Below are 15699 nucleotides of genomic sequence, written 5' to 3'. Positions count from 1 at the left end.
GAGAGACTCCGCAATGCCCAACCCACTGCGTCCGGATCAACGGCGGCTTCCCCTGCACGTGCACATCAGCGTGATGTTCACCCTGCTGCTGTTACTGACCGGCGTGGTACTGGGGCTTTTCAACTATCAGCAAACCACGCAGATCATTCTGTCCAGTAGTGAAAAACTCTTCCAGCGCATCGAGCAGGACGTCCGTCTGGACCTGCACGCCACCTATGAACCTATCCGCCACCTGCTGAGCCTGCTGGTACTCGACCCGGCGACACAGGCTTCCAGCCTGGAACAACGCCTGGCATTGCTCCTGCCTTTCAGCCAGTCGCTCAAGGACAACCCCGACCTGGCGTCGTTGTACGTGGGTTACGACAGCGGCGATTTCTTCATGGTCCGGCCCCTGCGAACACCCGCCCTGAAAACCCTGCTCAAGGCTCCGCCGGCAGCGGCCTATCAGGTCTGGAGCATCGAACGCCTCGACGGCGAACGGGAGCACTCGCAAACCCTGTTTTTCGATCAGGACCTGAACCCCATCAGCCGTCAGGACAACCCCGATGACCACTTCGATCCTCGCACCCGCGCCTGGTTTTCCAGTGCCCGCCGTGGCAGCGACCAGATCACCACCGAACCCTACGTGTTTTTCTCCACCCATAACGTCGGCACCACCCTGGCCCGTCGCAGCGGCGCACACGCCGTCATGGGGGCCGACCTGACGTTGGCCGAACTGTCCGCAACCCTGGCCAAGCATGTCGTCACCCCTGGCACCGAGATCGTGCTGCTGGATGCCGAGGGCAACGCCATCGCCTACCCCGACAGCAGCAAGCTGATCGTTGACGACCAGACTGCCCGCCTGAACAAGGCCGCCGACCTGAGCCCCGGGCTCGCTGCATTGCTCGGCAGCCCTGCCAGCGGCCAACGGCTGATCGCCGCTGGCCGTCAATGGATCGTTGCTCGCAGTCACATGGAGGAAGGCGGACCTCAAGGGTTGCAACTGGCGCTGCTGGTGCCGGAAGACGAATTGCTCGCCGATGCCTATCGCATGCGCTGGCAAGGCGCGTTGATCACACTGGCCACGCTGCTTTTGTGCCTGCCGCTGGGATGGCTGACCTCGAGGATTCTGGTCAAGCCCTTGAGCACGCTGGTGCAGGAAGCCGATGCCATCCGCAGTTTCAATTTCCACTTCCCCATATCCCGCCGTTCTCTGGTCCTTGAAGTCGATCAACTCAGCGTGTCGATGGCCCGCATGAAGGACACCCTGGCCAGCTTTTTCCAGATCACCGACAGCCTGAGCGCCGAAACCCGGTTCGCTCCTTTGCTCGAACGGGTGTTGTTCGAAACCGTGAAAATCGGCCAGGCCCAGGCAGGCCTGATCTACCTGAGGGAAAACGACGGCGATCGCATGGAGCCCCAGGGACTGGTCATCGACGGTCGCTCGGAGGCATTGCCAGCGTTCGGCATTCGCGGCCACGACAGCCAGGACACGCACAGCCCGTCATGGCTGCAGCAGTTGTCGAGTGCCAACAATGTGGTCACCAGCCTCGGTTTCGAACAGGCGGGAGATTTGCAGAAGGTGCTGCTGGCAATGGACAGCCCGAGGGTGCACCTGATCGGTATCCGTCTGCACAATCGCCACAACGAAACAGTGGGCCTGCTGATCCTGCTGCTGGCGGACAGCGGCGATCAAAGTGATCTGGAAAAGCTTCGTCCGGATCGTATCGCGTTCCTCCAGGCAGTCTCCGGGGCCGCAGCCGTGAGCATCGAAAGCCAGCGGCTGCAAGCCAGGCAGAAACAGTTGCTGGACGCGTTCATTCAATTGCTGGCCGGGGCGATCGATGCCAAGAGCCCCTACACCGGTGGCCACTGCCAGCGGGTGCCGGCACTCACCCTGATGCTCGCCCAGGCTGCCGCGGCCAGCCAGGAACCACCCTTCAATGACTACCATCCCACCGAAGACGAGTGGGAGGCGCTGCATATCGCGGCGTGGCTGCACGATTGCGGCAAAGTCACCACCCCCGAGTACGTTGTCGATAAGGCCACGAAGCTCGAAACCCTGAACGACCGAATCCACGAAATCCGCACCCGTTTCGAGGTTCTCAAGCGCGACGCCTGGATCAGCTACTGGCAGGCACTGGCCCAGGGAGGCAACGAGCAGCAGCTGGCTGAGCGGCGCGATGCCAGTCTCGCGGCGCTGGACGATGACTTCGCCTTCGTGGCCCGCTGCAATCTCGGTGGCGAGGCAATGGCCGAGTCCGATCTGCAACGCCTGCGCAGCCTGGCCCAACGCACCTGGACCCGCACCCTGGACGATCGCCTGGGGGTGTCATGGGAAGAGAACCGGCGCCAGGCGCTGACCCCGGCACCGGTGCTGCCTGTCAGCGAAGCGCTGCTGGCGGACAAACCCGAACACCTGTTCGAACGCGCCGAAGCCGAACTGATACCGCAAGACAACCCCTGGGGCTTCAAACTCGACGTGCCCCACTACAAATACAACCGTGGCGAGCTCTACAACCTGAGCATTGCCCGGGGCACGCTGACGCGCGAAGAACGTTACATCATCAACCACCACATGGTGCAGACGATCCGGATGCTCAGCCACCTGCCGTTCCCGGATCACCTGGGTAACATCGCGGAAATTGCCGGCGGCCATCACGAAAAAATGGACGGCACCGGTTATCCGAAACGGCTGAAACGCGAGGACATGAGCCTGCCGGCACGAATGATGGCGATTGCCGATATTTTCGAAGCGCTGACGGCGGCCGACCGCCCCTACAAGAAAGCCAAGTCATTGAGCGAAGCGCTGGGCATCATGGCCACCATGTGCCGTGACGCCCACATCGATCCGCAGTTGTTCGGCCTGTTCATCAATGCCGGCATCTATCGGCAGTACGCCGATCAATTCCTCGATCCTCAGCAGATCGATGCAGTGGACCCGCCAACCCTGCTGGGCAAGGCTGGCCTGGCATGATCAGCAATCGGTCAGGCGCAGGAAAATGGCCGCCAGCTGTTCGATGCCGGCCTGGTCCTCTGCGCTGAACCGCGCGAGTTTCGGGCTGTCGAGGTCCAGCACGCCGATCAGGCGACCGTCCTTGACCAACGGCACCACCAGCTCGCTGTTCGAAGCGCTGTCGCAGGCGATATGCCCGGGAAACGCATGGACGTCTTCGACCAACTGGGTCTGCAAGGTCGCGGCCGCCGTCCCGCACACCCCGCGCCCGAAGGGAATTCGCACACAGGCGATCTGCCCCTGAAACGGGCCCAGCACCAGCTCGTCGTTGCGATTGAGGTAGAACCCGGCCCAGTTCAGGTCATCGAGCTGGTTGAACAGGAACGCCGAGAATTGTGCGGCGTTGGCAATGAAATCACGCTCGTCCGCCAGCAGGGACTCCAACTGAGCATGGAGCATGCCGTAGCCCTCCAGCCCTTGGCCACTTTGTTGTAAATCGATCATGCCTTGTGCTCCAACAGCTTCAGCCCCACCCAGTAGCGGGCAAATTGATAGGCGCAACGTCCATTGCGATTACCCCGTCCGGTGGCCCAGCGCACCGCCAGGATGTCCAGTTCCTCGTCTCGCTGCCACGGCAGCCCGGCCTTGTCGGCCAGTTGGCCGATCCAATGCTCGACCACGTTGAGAAAATGTTCCTGGGTAAACGGGTAGAACGACAGCCACAGGCCGAAACGGTCCGACAGCGCGATCTTGTCTTCCACGGCTTCGCTGGGATGCAGTTCCCCGTCGACCCGCTTCCAGTTTTCGTTGTCGCTCTCCTTTTCCGGCACCAGGTGGCGGCGGTTGGACGTGGCGTACAGCAAAACGTTGTCCGGGGCCTGCTCGAGGGAACCGTCGAGCACGCTCTTGAGCACGCGATAATCGCCTTCGCCCGCCTCGAACGACAAGTCATCGCAAAACAGTATGAAACGCTGGGGCAACTTGGCGATCTGTTCGACCACCCGCGGCAAGTCCGCCAGGTGATCGCGCTCGATCTCGATCAACCGCAGGCCGGCCTTGGCGTGTTCGGCCAGCAATGCGCGCACCAGCGAGGACTTGCCGGTGCCACGCGAGCCCCAGAGCAACGCGTGGTTGGCCGGCATGCCGTCGATGAACTGCTGGGTATTGCGCCCCAGTTGCTCCAGCTGACGCTCGACTCCGATCAAGTCGGACAGGCGCATGTCGAGGCTGACCTGCAGCGGCAACAGAAAACCGCTGCGCCCCTCGCGTTGCCAGCGTGCTGCCAGGCATTGCGTCCAGTCGATGGCTTGACGGGGCGCAGGCAGCAGGGGTTCGATACGGGCCAGGACGGCATCGGCGCGTTCAAGAAAAGCATTCAGTCGGGAATCCACGTCTTCTCCTCGGGCACGTTCACAGTAATGATGGCACTGCAGCGGCAAACACAGCTTTCGGTGCCGGGGTCCCCCTTGTTGCACAAGGGCTCGCGAGAACATCGGTAGCAATGCATGATCGACTATGCTTGAGCAGCGAAGGGAAACGGAAGTGGTTCGACACCCCATGGATATCAAGTTCACCAACCGGCTGTCCTATAAACAGGCCCGGCTTACCGTGCTGGTCGGTTTTATTCTGGGCACGCTGCTCAGCCTGCTGCAAATAGGCATCGATTATGCCAGCGAAGACGCCTCCATCAACCGGGAAATACAATCCCTGCTGGAAATCAGCCACAACCCCGCCTCGCGCATTGCCTACAACATCGATGCCGAACTGGCCCAGGAGCTGACCCTGGGCCTGTTACGCTCACCGGCGATCATCGGCGCACAACTGACCGACAACAACGGCTCGGTGCTGGCCAACGTCAGGCGCCCCGGCGCGCAGAGTGGCTACCGTGTCATCAGCGACTTCCTGTTCGGCGCCGATCGTGCGTTTGAAGACCGCCTGTACCTGGACCACCTGCCGAGCGAATCCCTCGGCACCCTGCGCCTGGACGTCGACACCTATGCTTTCGGCAGCCGGTTCCTGAAGCGGGCCGAGGTGACCCTGCTCAATGGTTTCGCCCGCAGCCTGTTGCTGACCTGCATCCTGTTGGCGTTGTTCTACGTAATGTTGACCAAACCCCTGGTGCGGGTCATTCGCGAACTCAGCAGCCGCGATTCGCGCAGCATCAAACCCACCTGGCTGGAGTGCCCGAGCGGCCATGAGAACGACGAGATCGGGGTGCTGGTCAAGGTGGCGAACCAGCAGTTCGAAAACATCGCGACCGAAATCCAGCAGCGGCGCAATGCTGAAAACCGCCTGACCGATTACCTCGGACAACTGGAAAACATCGTGTCGGCACGCACGACGGAACTCAAGGCGATCAACTCCCGGCTCAGCCAGTCCAATCAGGAACTGGAAATCGCCCGCAGCACCGCCCTGGACATGGCCGAAGCGCGCTCGGTCTTCCTCGCCAACATGAGCCACGAGATCCGCACGCCCCTCAATGGCTTGCTGGGAATGATCGCGCTGTCGCTGGACGGCCCGCTCAACGCCGAACAGCAACAACAGCTGTCCATTGCCCATGACTCGGGCAAAGTGCTGGTGGAATTGCTCAACGATATTCTCGACCTGTCGAAATTCGATGCCGGCCAGCTGGAACTCGAACACATTCCCTTCGACCTTGGCGCATTGATCGAGGACACCGCCAACCTGCTGTCGCAGAACGCCGCGCCCAGCGTCGAACTGACCTGTCTGATTGAACCGGCGTTTCCGGCCCTGGTGCTCGGCGACCCGACGCGTGTGCGGCAGATCGTCAGCAATCTGCTGTCCAACGCCCTCAAATTCACCCGTTTCGGTCGCGTCGATGTGCGCCTGTCGACCTACGAAGAAGGCGTCAGGATCGAAGTCTGCGACACCGGCATCGGCATTGCCCAGGACGCCCAGGTCAAGATCTTCCAGCCCTTCACCCAGGCCGGTGCCGGCATCACCCGGCAATTCGGCGGCACCGGCCTGGGGCTGGCGCTGACCTACAACCTCTGCGAAGCCATGCAGGGACGGCTCACCATCAGTTCCGAAGCGGGCTTTGGCAGCCAGTTCTGCGCCGACCTGCCGCTGCCTTGCCACACTCGCGCCCTGCCCCCGGCCTCCTTGCGCGGCAACGTCATTGCGATCACGGCGGCCAGCAGCGGCCTGGCCGAACTGTTACAGAGTCTGCTGCCGGGTTGGGGGCTCGATTATCAGCAACGCGCGATCGACGATCCGATGACGAACCTGTCACCCGACATGGTCATCACCGACTGCCCGCAGTGCCTGTTCAGTATCCGCCCCCATTGCACGGCACCGATCCTGTTGGTCACGGCCTACGGCAGTTTCCTGCCCAGTGAGGAGGCCAGCGCCCTCTCGCCCCTGCAACAACAGGCGCGTCCGCTCGCGCGCAATGCGCTGTACCAGACATTGCGCCGCATCCTGCAACCGGAAATCAACACCCTCAACGATGCCCGACTCGAAGCCCTTTCACCCCAGCGACGCGGACGGGTGCTGCTGGTCGAGGACAACCCGGTCAATCAACTGGTGGCCAAGGGCATGCTGGGAAAACTCGGCTGCGAGGTGATCGTCGCTGCCCATGGTGGCGAGGCGCTGGATCAACTGGAGCACAGCGAATTCGACCTGGTGCTGATGGACTGCAACATGCCCGTGATGGACGGCTATGAAGCCAGCCGGCAAATCCGCCGCAGCGGGCGCTGGCCGCAGTTACCCATCGTCGCCCTGACCGCCAACGCCATGTCCGAAGAACGCGAACGTTGTCGCGCCGCCGGCATGAGCGATTACCTGGCCAAACCGTTTCGACGCGAAGAACTGGCCACGCTGCTGGATATGTGGATGCCCACTACGACAGCGCCTTGATTTGCCCCAACAGGTGATCCAGGCCGGTGCGCAGGTCATTGAGCTGATCCAGATCGACACCGCTGTCGCACAACAGGCGGGCCTTGAGCGGCCCGACCTGCTCGCGCAAGGTCTGCCCGGCAGGCGACAGGCTCAAGTGCACCTCCCGCTCGTCCCGCACCGAACGCTGGCGCTGGACCAACTGCAGTTGCTCAAGACGCTTGAGCAACGGTGTCAAGGTCCCGGAATCCAGGGACAGGCGCTCACCCAGGGCCTTGACCGTCGGTTGCTCGGGCGCCACGTCCTGCCATTCCCACAGCACCAGCATCGCCAGGTACTGCGGATAGGTCAGGCCCAGTTGATCGAGCATCGGCTTGTAGGCGCGGATCACCGCCCGCGAGGCCGCGTATAGCTTGAAGCAGAGCTGGTTATCGAGTTTCAGGGAATCGACGGACAAGTCGTTCATTTGAGCAGGGCTTCGATCTCGCGGCTCAAATCCTGTGGCTTGGTGGCCGGCGCGAAGCGCTTGACCAACTGGCCGTCCTTGCCGATCAGGAACTTGGTGAAGTTCCACTTGATGCCCTGGGAGCCCAGCACACCCGGCGCGCGCTTTTTCAACTGCACGAACAGCGGATGGGCACCGGCACCGTTGACCTCGATCTTCTTGAACAGCGGGAAGCTGACGCCGTAGTTCACCTCGCAGAACTCGGAAATCGCCCCCTCGTTACCCGGCTCCTGCTTGCCGAACTGATTGCAGGGGAAACCGAGCACCACCAGCCCCTGGTCCTTGTAGGTCTGCCACAACGCCTCCAGACCTTTGTATTGGGGAGTAAAACCGCATTTGCTCGCGGTGTTGACCACCAGCACCGCTTTGCCGGCGAAATCCGCCAGGGTCTTTTGCTCTCCCTTGATGGTGGTGCAAGGAATGCTCAGCAAATTGTCGCTCATGGTATGCGCTCTTGTAGGGAGTTGGACGAGGTAAAAATAGCGAGCAATTGAATTGTGTGCAATTTAAATATCGAAGAAGCGATCCGTCGACCGCTTCCCCAGGCTCAGCCGCGCGGCACCAGGTCCAGGCACACCGAGTTGATGCAATAGCGCAGGCCGGTCGGCGGCGGACCGTCCGGGAAAACGTGACCCAGGTGCGCATCGCACTTGGCGCAGACCACTTCCGTGCGGATCATGCCGTGGCTGACGTCACGGATTTCGACCATGGCGCTGTCGGCGATCGGTTCGTAGAAGCTGGGCCAGCCACAGCCGGAGTCGAATTTGGTTTTCGAGTCGAACAGCGGCTCATTGCAGCAGATGCAGTGGTAGACGCCGTCGACCTTGCTGTCGTTGTACTTGCCGGAAAACGGCCGTTCGGTGCCCTTGAGGCGGCAAACGTTGTACTGCTCCGGATCGAGCATCGCCCGCCATTCTTCCAGGGTTTTTTCCAACTTTTCCATCATCACACCTCAGCAGCTGAAAAAGCCCGATCTGTACCTTTTCCACGGATCGGGCGGCACGTATGATTGCGCCTCGTCAAACGCCAGTCTGGCAGCCAGTCCACGCGCATTCAAACGGATTTGTGGGTGCCGCCTCTCAAGGCGCCAGGTCTGTGTGTTTACGCAGGATTCCCAGTACGGTAGGTCAAATGCCGCCTGGATCGTTCATTTTCGGGAACACATCGCCATGCAGGTCAGCAAATCGAACAAGCTCGCCAACGTCTGCTACGACATTCGCGGCCCAGTGCTCAAGCACGCCAAACGCCTGGAAGAGGAAGGCCATCGCATCCTCAAGCTGAACATCGGCAACCCGGCGCCCTTTGGTTTCGAAGCGCCGGACGAAATCCTCCAGGACGTCATCCGCAACCTGCCAACGGCCCAGGGCTACAGCGACTCCAAAGGCCTGTTCAGCGCCCGCAAGGCGGTCATGCAGTACTACCAGCAAAAGCAGGTGGAAGGTGTCGGCATTGAGGACATCTACCTGGGCAACGGCGTCTCCGAGCTGATCGTGATGTCGATGCAGGCGCTGCTCAACAACGGCGACGAAGTGCTGGTGCCGGCGCCCGACTATCCGCTGTGGACCGCCGCGGTGAGCCTGTCGGGCGGCAATCCGGTGCACTACCTGTGCGACGAGCAGGCCAACTGGTGGCCAGACCTGGCCGACATCAAGGCCAAGATCACCCCCAATACCAAAGCGCTGGTGATCATCAACCCGAACAACCCGACCGGCGCCGTGTACTCCAGGGAAGTGCTGCTGGGCATGCTGGAACTGGCCCGCCAGCACAACCTCGTGGTTTTTTCCGACGAGATCTACGACAAGATTCTGTACGACGATGCTGTGCACATCTGCACCGCCTCGCTGGCGCCAGACTTGCTCTGCCTGACGTTCAACGGCCTGTCCAAGTCCTATCGGGTGGCCGGCTTCCGCTCCGGCTGGATTGCCATTTCCGGTCCGAAGCACCACGCGCAAAGCTATATCGAAGGCATCGACATGCTGGCCAACATGCGCCTGTGCGCCAACGTTCCGAGCCAGCACGCAATCCAGACCGCACTGGGCGGCTATCAGAGCATCAATGACCTGGTACTGCCGCCAGGCCGCCTGCTGGAACAACGCAACCGCACCTGGGAACTGCTCAACGACATTCCCGGCGTCAGCTGCGTCAAGCCGATGGGTGCGTTGTATGCATTCCCGCGCATCGACCCGAAAGTCTGCCCGATCCATAACGATGAGAAGTTCGTCCTCGACCTGCTGCTGTCGGAGAAGCTGCTGGTGGTGCAAGGCACGGCCTTCAACTGGCCATGGCCGGACCACTTCCGCGTCGTGACCCTGCCGCGTGTCGATGACCTGGACATGGCCATCGGCCGTATCGGCAACTTCCTCAAGTCCTATCGCCAGTGACGGTCTGAGCGGGTGCGGCTTTCCCGGGAAAGCCGCACCAGGATTAATTCAGCAACACATCTTTGCGACCGGCCCCTGGTTGCGACCTTTCTGGCTGTCCGATAGCACGCCGAGTGCTCGGGTCCAACGTTGACGGGGGGCTGCGACGGCATTTGCCTGACAATCACTTCCCTCGCTGCCGTCGGAAATACCCTGCAACCGACTAGACTCTGGCTGTAGGACACAGTTTGAAATAGTCACCCAGTTGAATAGCCGGGTGCAGCACCTTATATACCCCGCAGTACGCTACATCTTTAGCATAAGGAGATTTCTACAACCATGATGCGCATCCTGCTGTTTTTGGCCACTAACCTTGCGGTCGTGCTGATTGCCAGCATCACCCTGAGCCTTTTCGGCTTCAACGGGTTCATGGCGGCCAACGGGGTTGATCTCAACCTCAATCAGCTGCTGATTTTCTGTGCGGTCTTTGGTTTCGCCGGCTCGCTGTTCTCGCTGTTCATCTCCAAGTGGATGGCGAAGATGAGCACCAGCACCCAGATCATCACCCAGCCGCGCACCCGCCATGAGCAATGGCTGCTGCAAACGGTCGAGCAACTGTCCCGCGAAGCCGGGATCAAGATGCCCGAAGTGGGGATTTTCCCGGCCTACGAGGCGAACGCCTTCGCCACCGGCTGGAACAAGAACGATGCACTGGTCGCGGTCAGCCAGGGCTTGCTCGAGCGGTTCTCGCCGGACGAAGTGAAGGCCGTGCTGGCCCACGAAATCGGGCACGTGGCCAATGGCGACATGGTCACCCTGGCCCTGATCCAGGGCGTGGTGAACACCTTCGTCATGTTCTTCGCGCGGATCATCGGCAACTTTGTCGACAAGGTGATCTTCAAGAACGAAGAAGGCCAGGGCATCGCCTATTACGTGGCGACCATCTTCGCTGAACTGGTCCTGGGCATCCTGGCCAGCGCCATCGTCATGTGGTTCTCGCGTAAACGCGAGTTCCGCGCCGACGAAGCCGGTGCACGCCTGGCCGGCACCAGCGCGATGATTGGCGCCTTGCAACGCCTGCGGGCCGAACAAGGGTTGCCCGTGCACATGCCGGACACCCTGAACGCATTCGGCATCAACGGTGGCATCAAACAGGGCTTCGCCCGTATGTTCATGAGCCACCCACCGCTGGAAGAGCGTATCAACGCCTTGCATCGTCGCGGTTGATCGACTCGGCAGCAAAGAAAGGCCCGCAGAGATGCGGGCCTTTTTTCCGTCTGGCATTTGTCGTGGCGCGTCGCGAGCAGGCTCGCGCCCACGGGTCGAACGCCGTCAATGTGGGGTCGAGCGTGCTCGCGATGAGGCCGGTGCAACCCACTGATCTACCGAGTGCAAACCCGATAAACCCGCTCCTCCAGCCGCGTGACGCCCTGCTCGACGAACTTGCCATTTTCCTCCAGGACATCCTGGTCCTCGAGAATCTTCAGCGACCACACCGATCCTAACAACCGTTGCACTTCCTCATCGAGCACGGCGAATGGCGGCCCGTCCTTTTGCGCCTGGTCGTAATCCAGGGTGATCAAAAGCCCCAGTGCGTCCTTGGACAGAATACGCTTGAGGTGAGCAGCGTATTGCTCACGCATCGCGGGCGGCAGTGCGATCAGCGCTGCACGGTCGTACAACCCCGCGCAATCGGCCACATCGCCGGCCGTCACATCGAAAAAATCGCCACACCACAACTCGATGGACCCGGCCCGGTAGACCTTGAAGGGCCCCTGCACGCTGACATCAGGGTCAAACTGATGCTCCTCGAAGAAATCCTCGATGGCCTTTTCCGACAGCTCGATTCCCAGGACTTCATGTCCCTCCTGCGCCAGCCACAACAAATCCAGGCTCTTCCCACACAGCGGCACCAGTACCCGTGCGCCCTCCTCCAGCCCCAGTTGCGGCCAGAATCGCTGCAGATAAGGGTTGACTTGCGGCAGGTGGAAGCCGATCTGGTTCGACTGCCAGCGCTTGTGCCAAAACTCCGGCTGCATATACATCTCCGAAAAATTCGATCAAAACACCCTAAAACTTATATTAGATTTAGATCAATGATCTGATTGAAGATGGGTCATCTTACTCTCTGGAGCTGCTTCATGTTCCCCAGCCTGTACATATCTCACGGCTCTCCGATGCTGGCCCTGGATCCCGGCGCCAGTGGCACTGCGCTGGCGCGAATTGCAGCCGAACTGCCGAAACCCAGGGCGATCGCGATTGTTTCCGCCCACTGGGAGAGCGATGAGCTGCTGGTCAACGCCAACCCCCATCCGGAAACCTGGCATGACTTCGGCGGTTTTCCCAAGGCGCTGTTCGAGGTGCAATACCCGGCGCCCGGCGAGCCACAACTGGCGGCGACGGTGGTCGAGTTACTGGCGAGCAGCGGTTTGCCTTCGCGCATCGACACCACACGGCCCTTCGACCATGGCGTCTGGGTGCCGCTGTCGTTGATGTACCCACAGGCCGATATTCCGGTGGTGCAGGTTTCGCTGCCCACACGCCACGGCCCTGCCCTGCAGACCCGCGTCGGGCATGCATTGAACAGCCTGCGCCAGCAGGGCGTGCTGTTGATCGGTTCCGGCAGCATCACCCATAACCTGCGCGAGCTGGACTGGCACGCCGGCCCGGAAAGCGTGGAGCCGTGGGCGAAGGTGTTTCGCGACTGGATGATCGAGAAGCTTGAGGCCGACGACGAAGCCGCACTGCACGACTACCGCCGGCAGGCGCCAAACGCCATACGCAACCACCCAAGCGATGAGCACTTGTTGCCGCTGTACTTTGCACGCGGCGCCGGGGGCAGGTTCAGCATCAGCCACCAGGGGTTCACCATGGGCGCGCTGGGCATGGACATTTACCGGTTCGGCTGATGAACCCCGGGCCAGGCTCACACGACGTCTACGCCCACGTGAATCGCATCGTGTCGCCAGAATTCCAGGTCGCAGTCGATCAATCGCTCGTGCTGATCGTAGTTGACCCGGGCGATGCGCAACCCCGGACTCCCGACCGACACCCGCAGCGCCGCTGCGGCGTCGACCGACAACGCGGTCGGGACGATTTCAAAACGCACCCGGCCGTAATGCAGGTCGTAGTGCCGTGCATACAGCTCGGTCATCGACTGATTCAGATCGAACGCCAGGATCCCCGGGAAATACTGCGGATTAAGGTAGTGCTCCACGTACAGCACCAGCCGTTCATCGATCCTGCGCGCCCGACAGATCTGAATCACACTCGACAGCGCCGGTAACTGCAACCAGGCACACACCGCTGCCGACGCCGGCTGCAAGCGCGCCGAAATCACTTCGGTGGACGGCACCCGGCCCTGGGCGCTGACCATCGCGTGAAAGTGACTGCGCTGCATCAGGTTGTAGGCCAGGCGCGGTGGCGACACGAACCATCCCCTGCGCTCCTCGCGATAAATCTGCCCTTGCGCCTCCAACTGCAATAACGCTTCACGTACGGTGATACGCGTGGTGCCGAACAACTCGCTGAGCTTGCGCTCGGCCGGTAACTTGCTGCCCGGCGCCAACAACCCGTGATCGAGCTGTTCCTGAAGAACCTGCCCGATGGCTGTCACCGCTTTGGTTGCCTCAATACGCATCAACGTTACCTATCTGGACTAGACCAGCACTGTTTCGGGGCAGAGCCCGGGTTTGATTCGGCTCCATCAACTTCCTGCAAGCCTAGGCACTGCTGATGACTGGTAGATGACAAAAGCACCGAACGGTCGCGTCGTTTCTCTGCAATTTAGTGGCCAAGCCCAGCAGTTTCGGTGCGTTGGCCATGGTCTACGCTTATCCACAACCCTGAGCATTGCGCCATGAAAAAAACAGGCCGGGCCATGGACGACATCAAAATGTCATCCAGCCCCCCTAGATTGGCTCAGGTATTGCTGACCTAGACCAACACCACCGCAATCGCAGCGTTGAAAACGCCCAAAGGAGCTTCGGAATGAAAAAGCTTTTCCTGGCATCACTGTTAGGCTCGACCATTGCCCTGTGTACCGCCGCCATGGCCGCTGATGATCTGAAAACCCTGGAAGCCGCTGCGAAAGCGGAAGGCGCGGTCAACAGTGTCGGCATGCCCGATGACTGGGCCAACTGGAAAGGCACCTGGGAAGACCTGGCCAAGCAATACGGCCTGAAACACATCGACACCGACATGAGCTCGGCGCAGGAAATCGCCAAGTTCGCGGCGGAAAAAGACAATGCCAGCGCCGATATTGGCGACGTCGGCGCAGCGTTCGGCCCGATCGCGGTCAAGCAAGGCGTGGTGCAACCGTACAAGCCAAGCACCTGGGAGCAGATCCCTGACTGGGCCAAGGACAAGGACGGCAACTGGGCCTTGGCCTACACCGGGACCATCGCCTTCATCATCAACAACAAGTTGCTGCACGGCTCGCCGGCGCCGACCAAATGGGCGGACCTCAAGAACGGCAAGTACAAGGTCTCGATTGGCGACGTAAGCACCGCCGCCCAGGCCGCCAACGGTGTACTGGCCGCCGCACTGGCCAACGGTGGCGACGAGAAAAACCTGCAACCGGCGCTGCTGCTGTTCGCGGACATCGCCAAGCAGGGTCGCCTGTCCATGGCCAATCCGACCATCGCCACGATGGAAAAGGGTGAAATCGAAGTCGGCGTGGTCTGGGATTTCAACGGCCTGAGCTACAAGGCCAAGATGGCCAACCCGGATGACTACACCGTGCTGATTCCATCCGACGGTTCGGTGATTTCCGGCTACACCACCATCATCAACAAGTACGCCAAGAATCCCAACGCCGCCAAGCTGACCCGCGAGTACATCTTCAGCGACGCCGGCCAGATCAACCTGGCCAAGGGCAACGCCCGTCCGATCCGTGCCGAGCACATCACCCTGCCGGCTGACGTCAAGTCCAAGCTGCTGCCGAACGAGCAGTACAAAGGCGTGACACCGATCAAGGACGCGGACGCGTGGGAAAAGACCTCGAAGGCGTTGCCGCAGAAGTGGAACGAAGAAGTCATTGTCGAGATGAAGTAAGGCGCTTTCCCCCACATTGGGATCTGTCGAAGATCCCAATGTGGGAGCGGGCTTGCTCGCGAAAGCGGTGTGTCAGCCAATGCATCCTTGTCTGATACACCGCTTTCGCGAGCAAGCCCGCTCCCACAGGGGGGCTGAGTCAATTTCCGAATTCGTGCTCGCGGAGTTTTCGCCCCTATGAAACACAACGTCATCCTGGTCGTGCTCGACGGTCTCAACTACGAGGTTGCGCGTCACGCCATGGGGCACCTGCAGGCGTATGTCGGCGCAGGACGCGCGGAACTCTACAAGCTGGAGTGCGAACTGCCCGCCCTGTCCCGTCCGTTGTACGAATGCATCCTGACCGGCGTGACGCCGATCGACAGCGGCATCGTGCACAACAACGTCTCGCGCCTGTCCAACCAGCGCAGCATCTATCACTACGCCAGGGAGGCCGGGCTCACCACCGCGGCGGCGGCCTATCACTGGGTCAGCGAGCTGTATAACCGTTCGCCTTTCGTCGCGGCCCGGGATCGTCATACCGACGACCCGCAACTGCCGATCCAGCACGGGCATTTCTACTGGAACGACCACTACCCGGATTCGCACCTGTTCGCCGACGCGGAACACCTGCGCCTGCGCCACATGCCGAACTTCCTGCTGGTGCACCCCATGAACATCGACGACGCCGGGCACAAGCACGGCCTCGACACGGCGCAATACCGCAACAGCGCCCGCTCGGCCGACATCATCCTGGCCGACTACCTGCAAGGCTGGCTCGACGCCGGCTACCAGGTGCTGGTGACCGCCGACCACGGCATGAACAACGATCGCTCCCACAACGGCCTGCTGCCGGAGGAGCGCGAAGTGCCCCTGTTCGTCCTGGGCGACGCGTTCAGCCTCAACACCGGCGCCGCACCGAAACAGACCGACATCTGCGGCACGGTCTGCGAACTGCTGGGCGTGGCCCACAACAAACCCGTCTGCCGGGAGTTGCTCAAGTGAAT

Annotated in this window: 14 protein-coding genes; 7 read left to right on the top strand and 7 right to left on the bottom strand. The window is 61.2% G+C overall.

Annotation, left to right across the window (positions count from 1 at the left end):
• Positions 1-13 precede the first annotated feature (13 nt).
• Positions 14-2956: an HD domain-containing phosphohydrolase gene (locus tag ACM6IM_RS02085; RefSeq protein WP_414864033.1), complete on the top strand. Its 2943-nt coding sequence runs from the start codon at positions 14-16 to the stop codon at positions 2954-2956.
• Here the strand turns inward: ACM6IM_RS02085 and ACM6IM_RS02080 are convergent, their stop codons facing one another.
• Both ACM6IM_RS02080 and ACM6IM_RS02075 read right to left on the bottom strand, forming a co-directional pair.
• On the bottom strand, positions 2957-3439 hold the full coding sequence (locus ACM6IM_RS02080) for a GAF domain-containing protein (protein ID WP_192306214.1): 483 nt from the start codon (positions 3437-3439) through the stop codon (positions 2957-2959).
• The gene (locus tag ACM6IM_RS02075) at positions 3436-4326 is read right to left on the bottom strand and encodes an ATP-binding protein (protein WP_192306212.1); all 891 of its coding nucleotides are present in this window, start codon (positions 4324-4326) and stop codon (positions 3436-3438) included. Before ACM6IM_RS02075 ends, ACM6IM_RS02080 begins: the two co-directional genes overlap by 4 nt.
• A 166-nt stretch (positions 4327-4492) precedes the next feature.
• Here ACM6IM_RS02075 and ACM6IM_RS02070 point away from each other — a divergent pair, with 166 nt between their 5' ends.
• Positions 4493-6814 (top strand): response regulator, encoded by a 2322-nt coding sequence (locus ACM6IM_RS02070; protein WP_414864032.1) that lies wholly within the window; start codon positions 4493-4495, stop codon positions 6812-6814.
• Here the strand turns inward: ACM6IM_RS02070 and ACM6IM_RS02065 are convergent.
• The 3 genes from ACM6IM_RS02065 to msrB form a co-directional block, all read right to left on the bottom strand.
• Positions 6798-7259 (bottom strand): MarR family winged helix-turn-helix transcriptional regulator, encoded by a 462-nt coding sequence (locus tag ACM6IM_RS02065; RefSeq protein ID WP_414864031.1) that lies wholly within the window; start codon positions 7257-7259, stop codon positions 6798-6800. The two genes, ACM6IM_RS02070 and ACM6IM_RS02065, sit on opposite strands and share 17 nt — an antisense overlap.
• A complete protein-coding gene (locus ACM6IM_RS02060; protein WP_414864030.1) occupies positions 7256-7741 on the bottom strand; it encodes a glutathione peroxidase in 486 nt (161 codons plus the stop codon). The genes ACM6IM_RS02065 and ACM6IM_RS02060 overlap by 4 nt, the downstream gene beginning before the upstream one ends.
• Positions 7742-7845: 104 nt before the next feature.
• Positions 7846-8241 (bottom strand): peptide-methionine (R)-S-oxide reductase MsrB, encoded by a 396-nt coding sequence (gene msrB / locus ACM6IM_RS02055; RefSeq protein ID WP_192306204.1) that lies wholly within the window; start codon positions 8239-8241, stop codon positions 7846-7848.
• Positions 8242-8467: 226 nt separating this feature from the next.
• Here msrB and ACM6IM_RS02050 point away from each other — a divergent pair, with 226 nt between their 5' ends.
• Positions 8468-9679 (top strand): pyridoxal phosphate-dependent aminotransferase, encoded by a 1212-nt coding sequence (locus tag ACM6IM_RS02050; RefSeq protein WP_056856383.1) that lies wholly within the window; start codon positions 8468-8470, stop codon positions 9677-9679.
• Positions 9680-9997: 318 nt separating this feature from the next.
• Positions 9998-10885, top strand: a complete 888-nt coding sequence (htpX, locus tag ACM6IM_RS02045) for a protease HtpX (RefSeq protein ID WP_192306202.1) — start codon at positions 9998-10000, stop codon at positions 10883-10885.
• Between the two features lie 155 nt (positions 10886-11040).
• Here htpX and ACM6IM_RS02040 read toward each other — a convergent pair whose 3' ends face one another.
• Positions 11041-11697, bottom strand: coding sequence for a thiopurine S-methyltransferase (locus ACM6IM_RS02040; protein WP_414864029.1), 657 nt, complete (start codon positions 11695-11697; stop codon positions 11041-11043).
• A 102-nt stretch (positions 11698-11799) separates the two neighbouring features.
• Here ACM6IM_RS02040 and ACM6IM_RS02035 point away from each other — a divergent pair, with 102 nt between their 5' ends.
• Positions 11800-12567 carry a DODA-type extradiol aromatic ring-opening family dioxygenase gene (locus ACM6IM_RS02035; protein ID WP_192306198.1) on the top strand — a complete coding sequence of 256 codons (768 nt, stop codon included), beginning with the start codon at positions 11800-11802 and terminating at the stop codon, positions 12565-12567.
• Between the two features lie 17 nt (positions 12568-12584).
• On the opposite strand, the gene ACM6IM_RS02030 is transcribed toward ACM6IM_RS02035, so the two are convergent.
• Positions 12585-13298 (bottom strand): UTRA domain-containing protein, encoded by a 714-nt coding sequence (locus tag ACM6IM_RS02030; protein ID WP_192306196.1) that lies wholly within the window; start codon positions 13296-13298, stop codon positions 12585-12587.
• A 350-nt stretch (positions 13299-13648) separates the two neighbouring features.
• Here ACM6IM_RS02030 and ACM6IM_RS02025 point away from each other — a divergent pair, with 350 nt between their 5' ends.
• Together ACM6IM_RS02025 and ACM6IM_RS02020 are read left to right on the top strand one after the other, a co-directional pair.
• Positions 13649-14713: an ABC transporter substrate-binding protein gene (locus ACM6IM_RS02025; protein WP_414864028.1), complete on the top strand. Its 1065-nt coding sequence runs from the start codon at positions 13649-13651 to the stop codon at positions 14711-14713.
• 177 nt (positions 14714-14890) lie between these two features.
• Positions 14891-15697 (top strand): alkaline phosphatase family protein, encoded by an 807-nt coding sequence (locus tag ACM6IM_RS02020; RefSeq protein ID WP_414864027.1) that lies wholly within the window; start codon positions 14891-14893, stop codon positions 15695-15697.
• Positions 15698-15699 lie beyond the last annotated feature (2 nt).

Origin of the sequence: Pseudomonas sp. IT-P12 (genome assembly GCF_949767465.1) — a bacterium.
In the GTDB taxonomy this organism is placed as follows: Bacteria; Pseudomonadota; Gammaproteobacteria; order Pseudomonadales; family Pseudomonadaceae; genus Aquipseudomonas.
The sequence above is the reverse complement of the archived record's forward strand: the minus strand, read 5'-3'. Positions and strand labels throughout refer to the sequence as shown.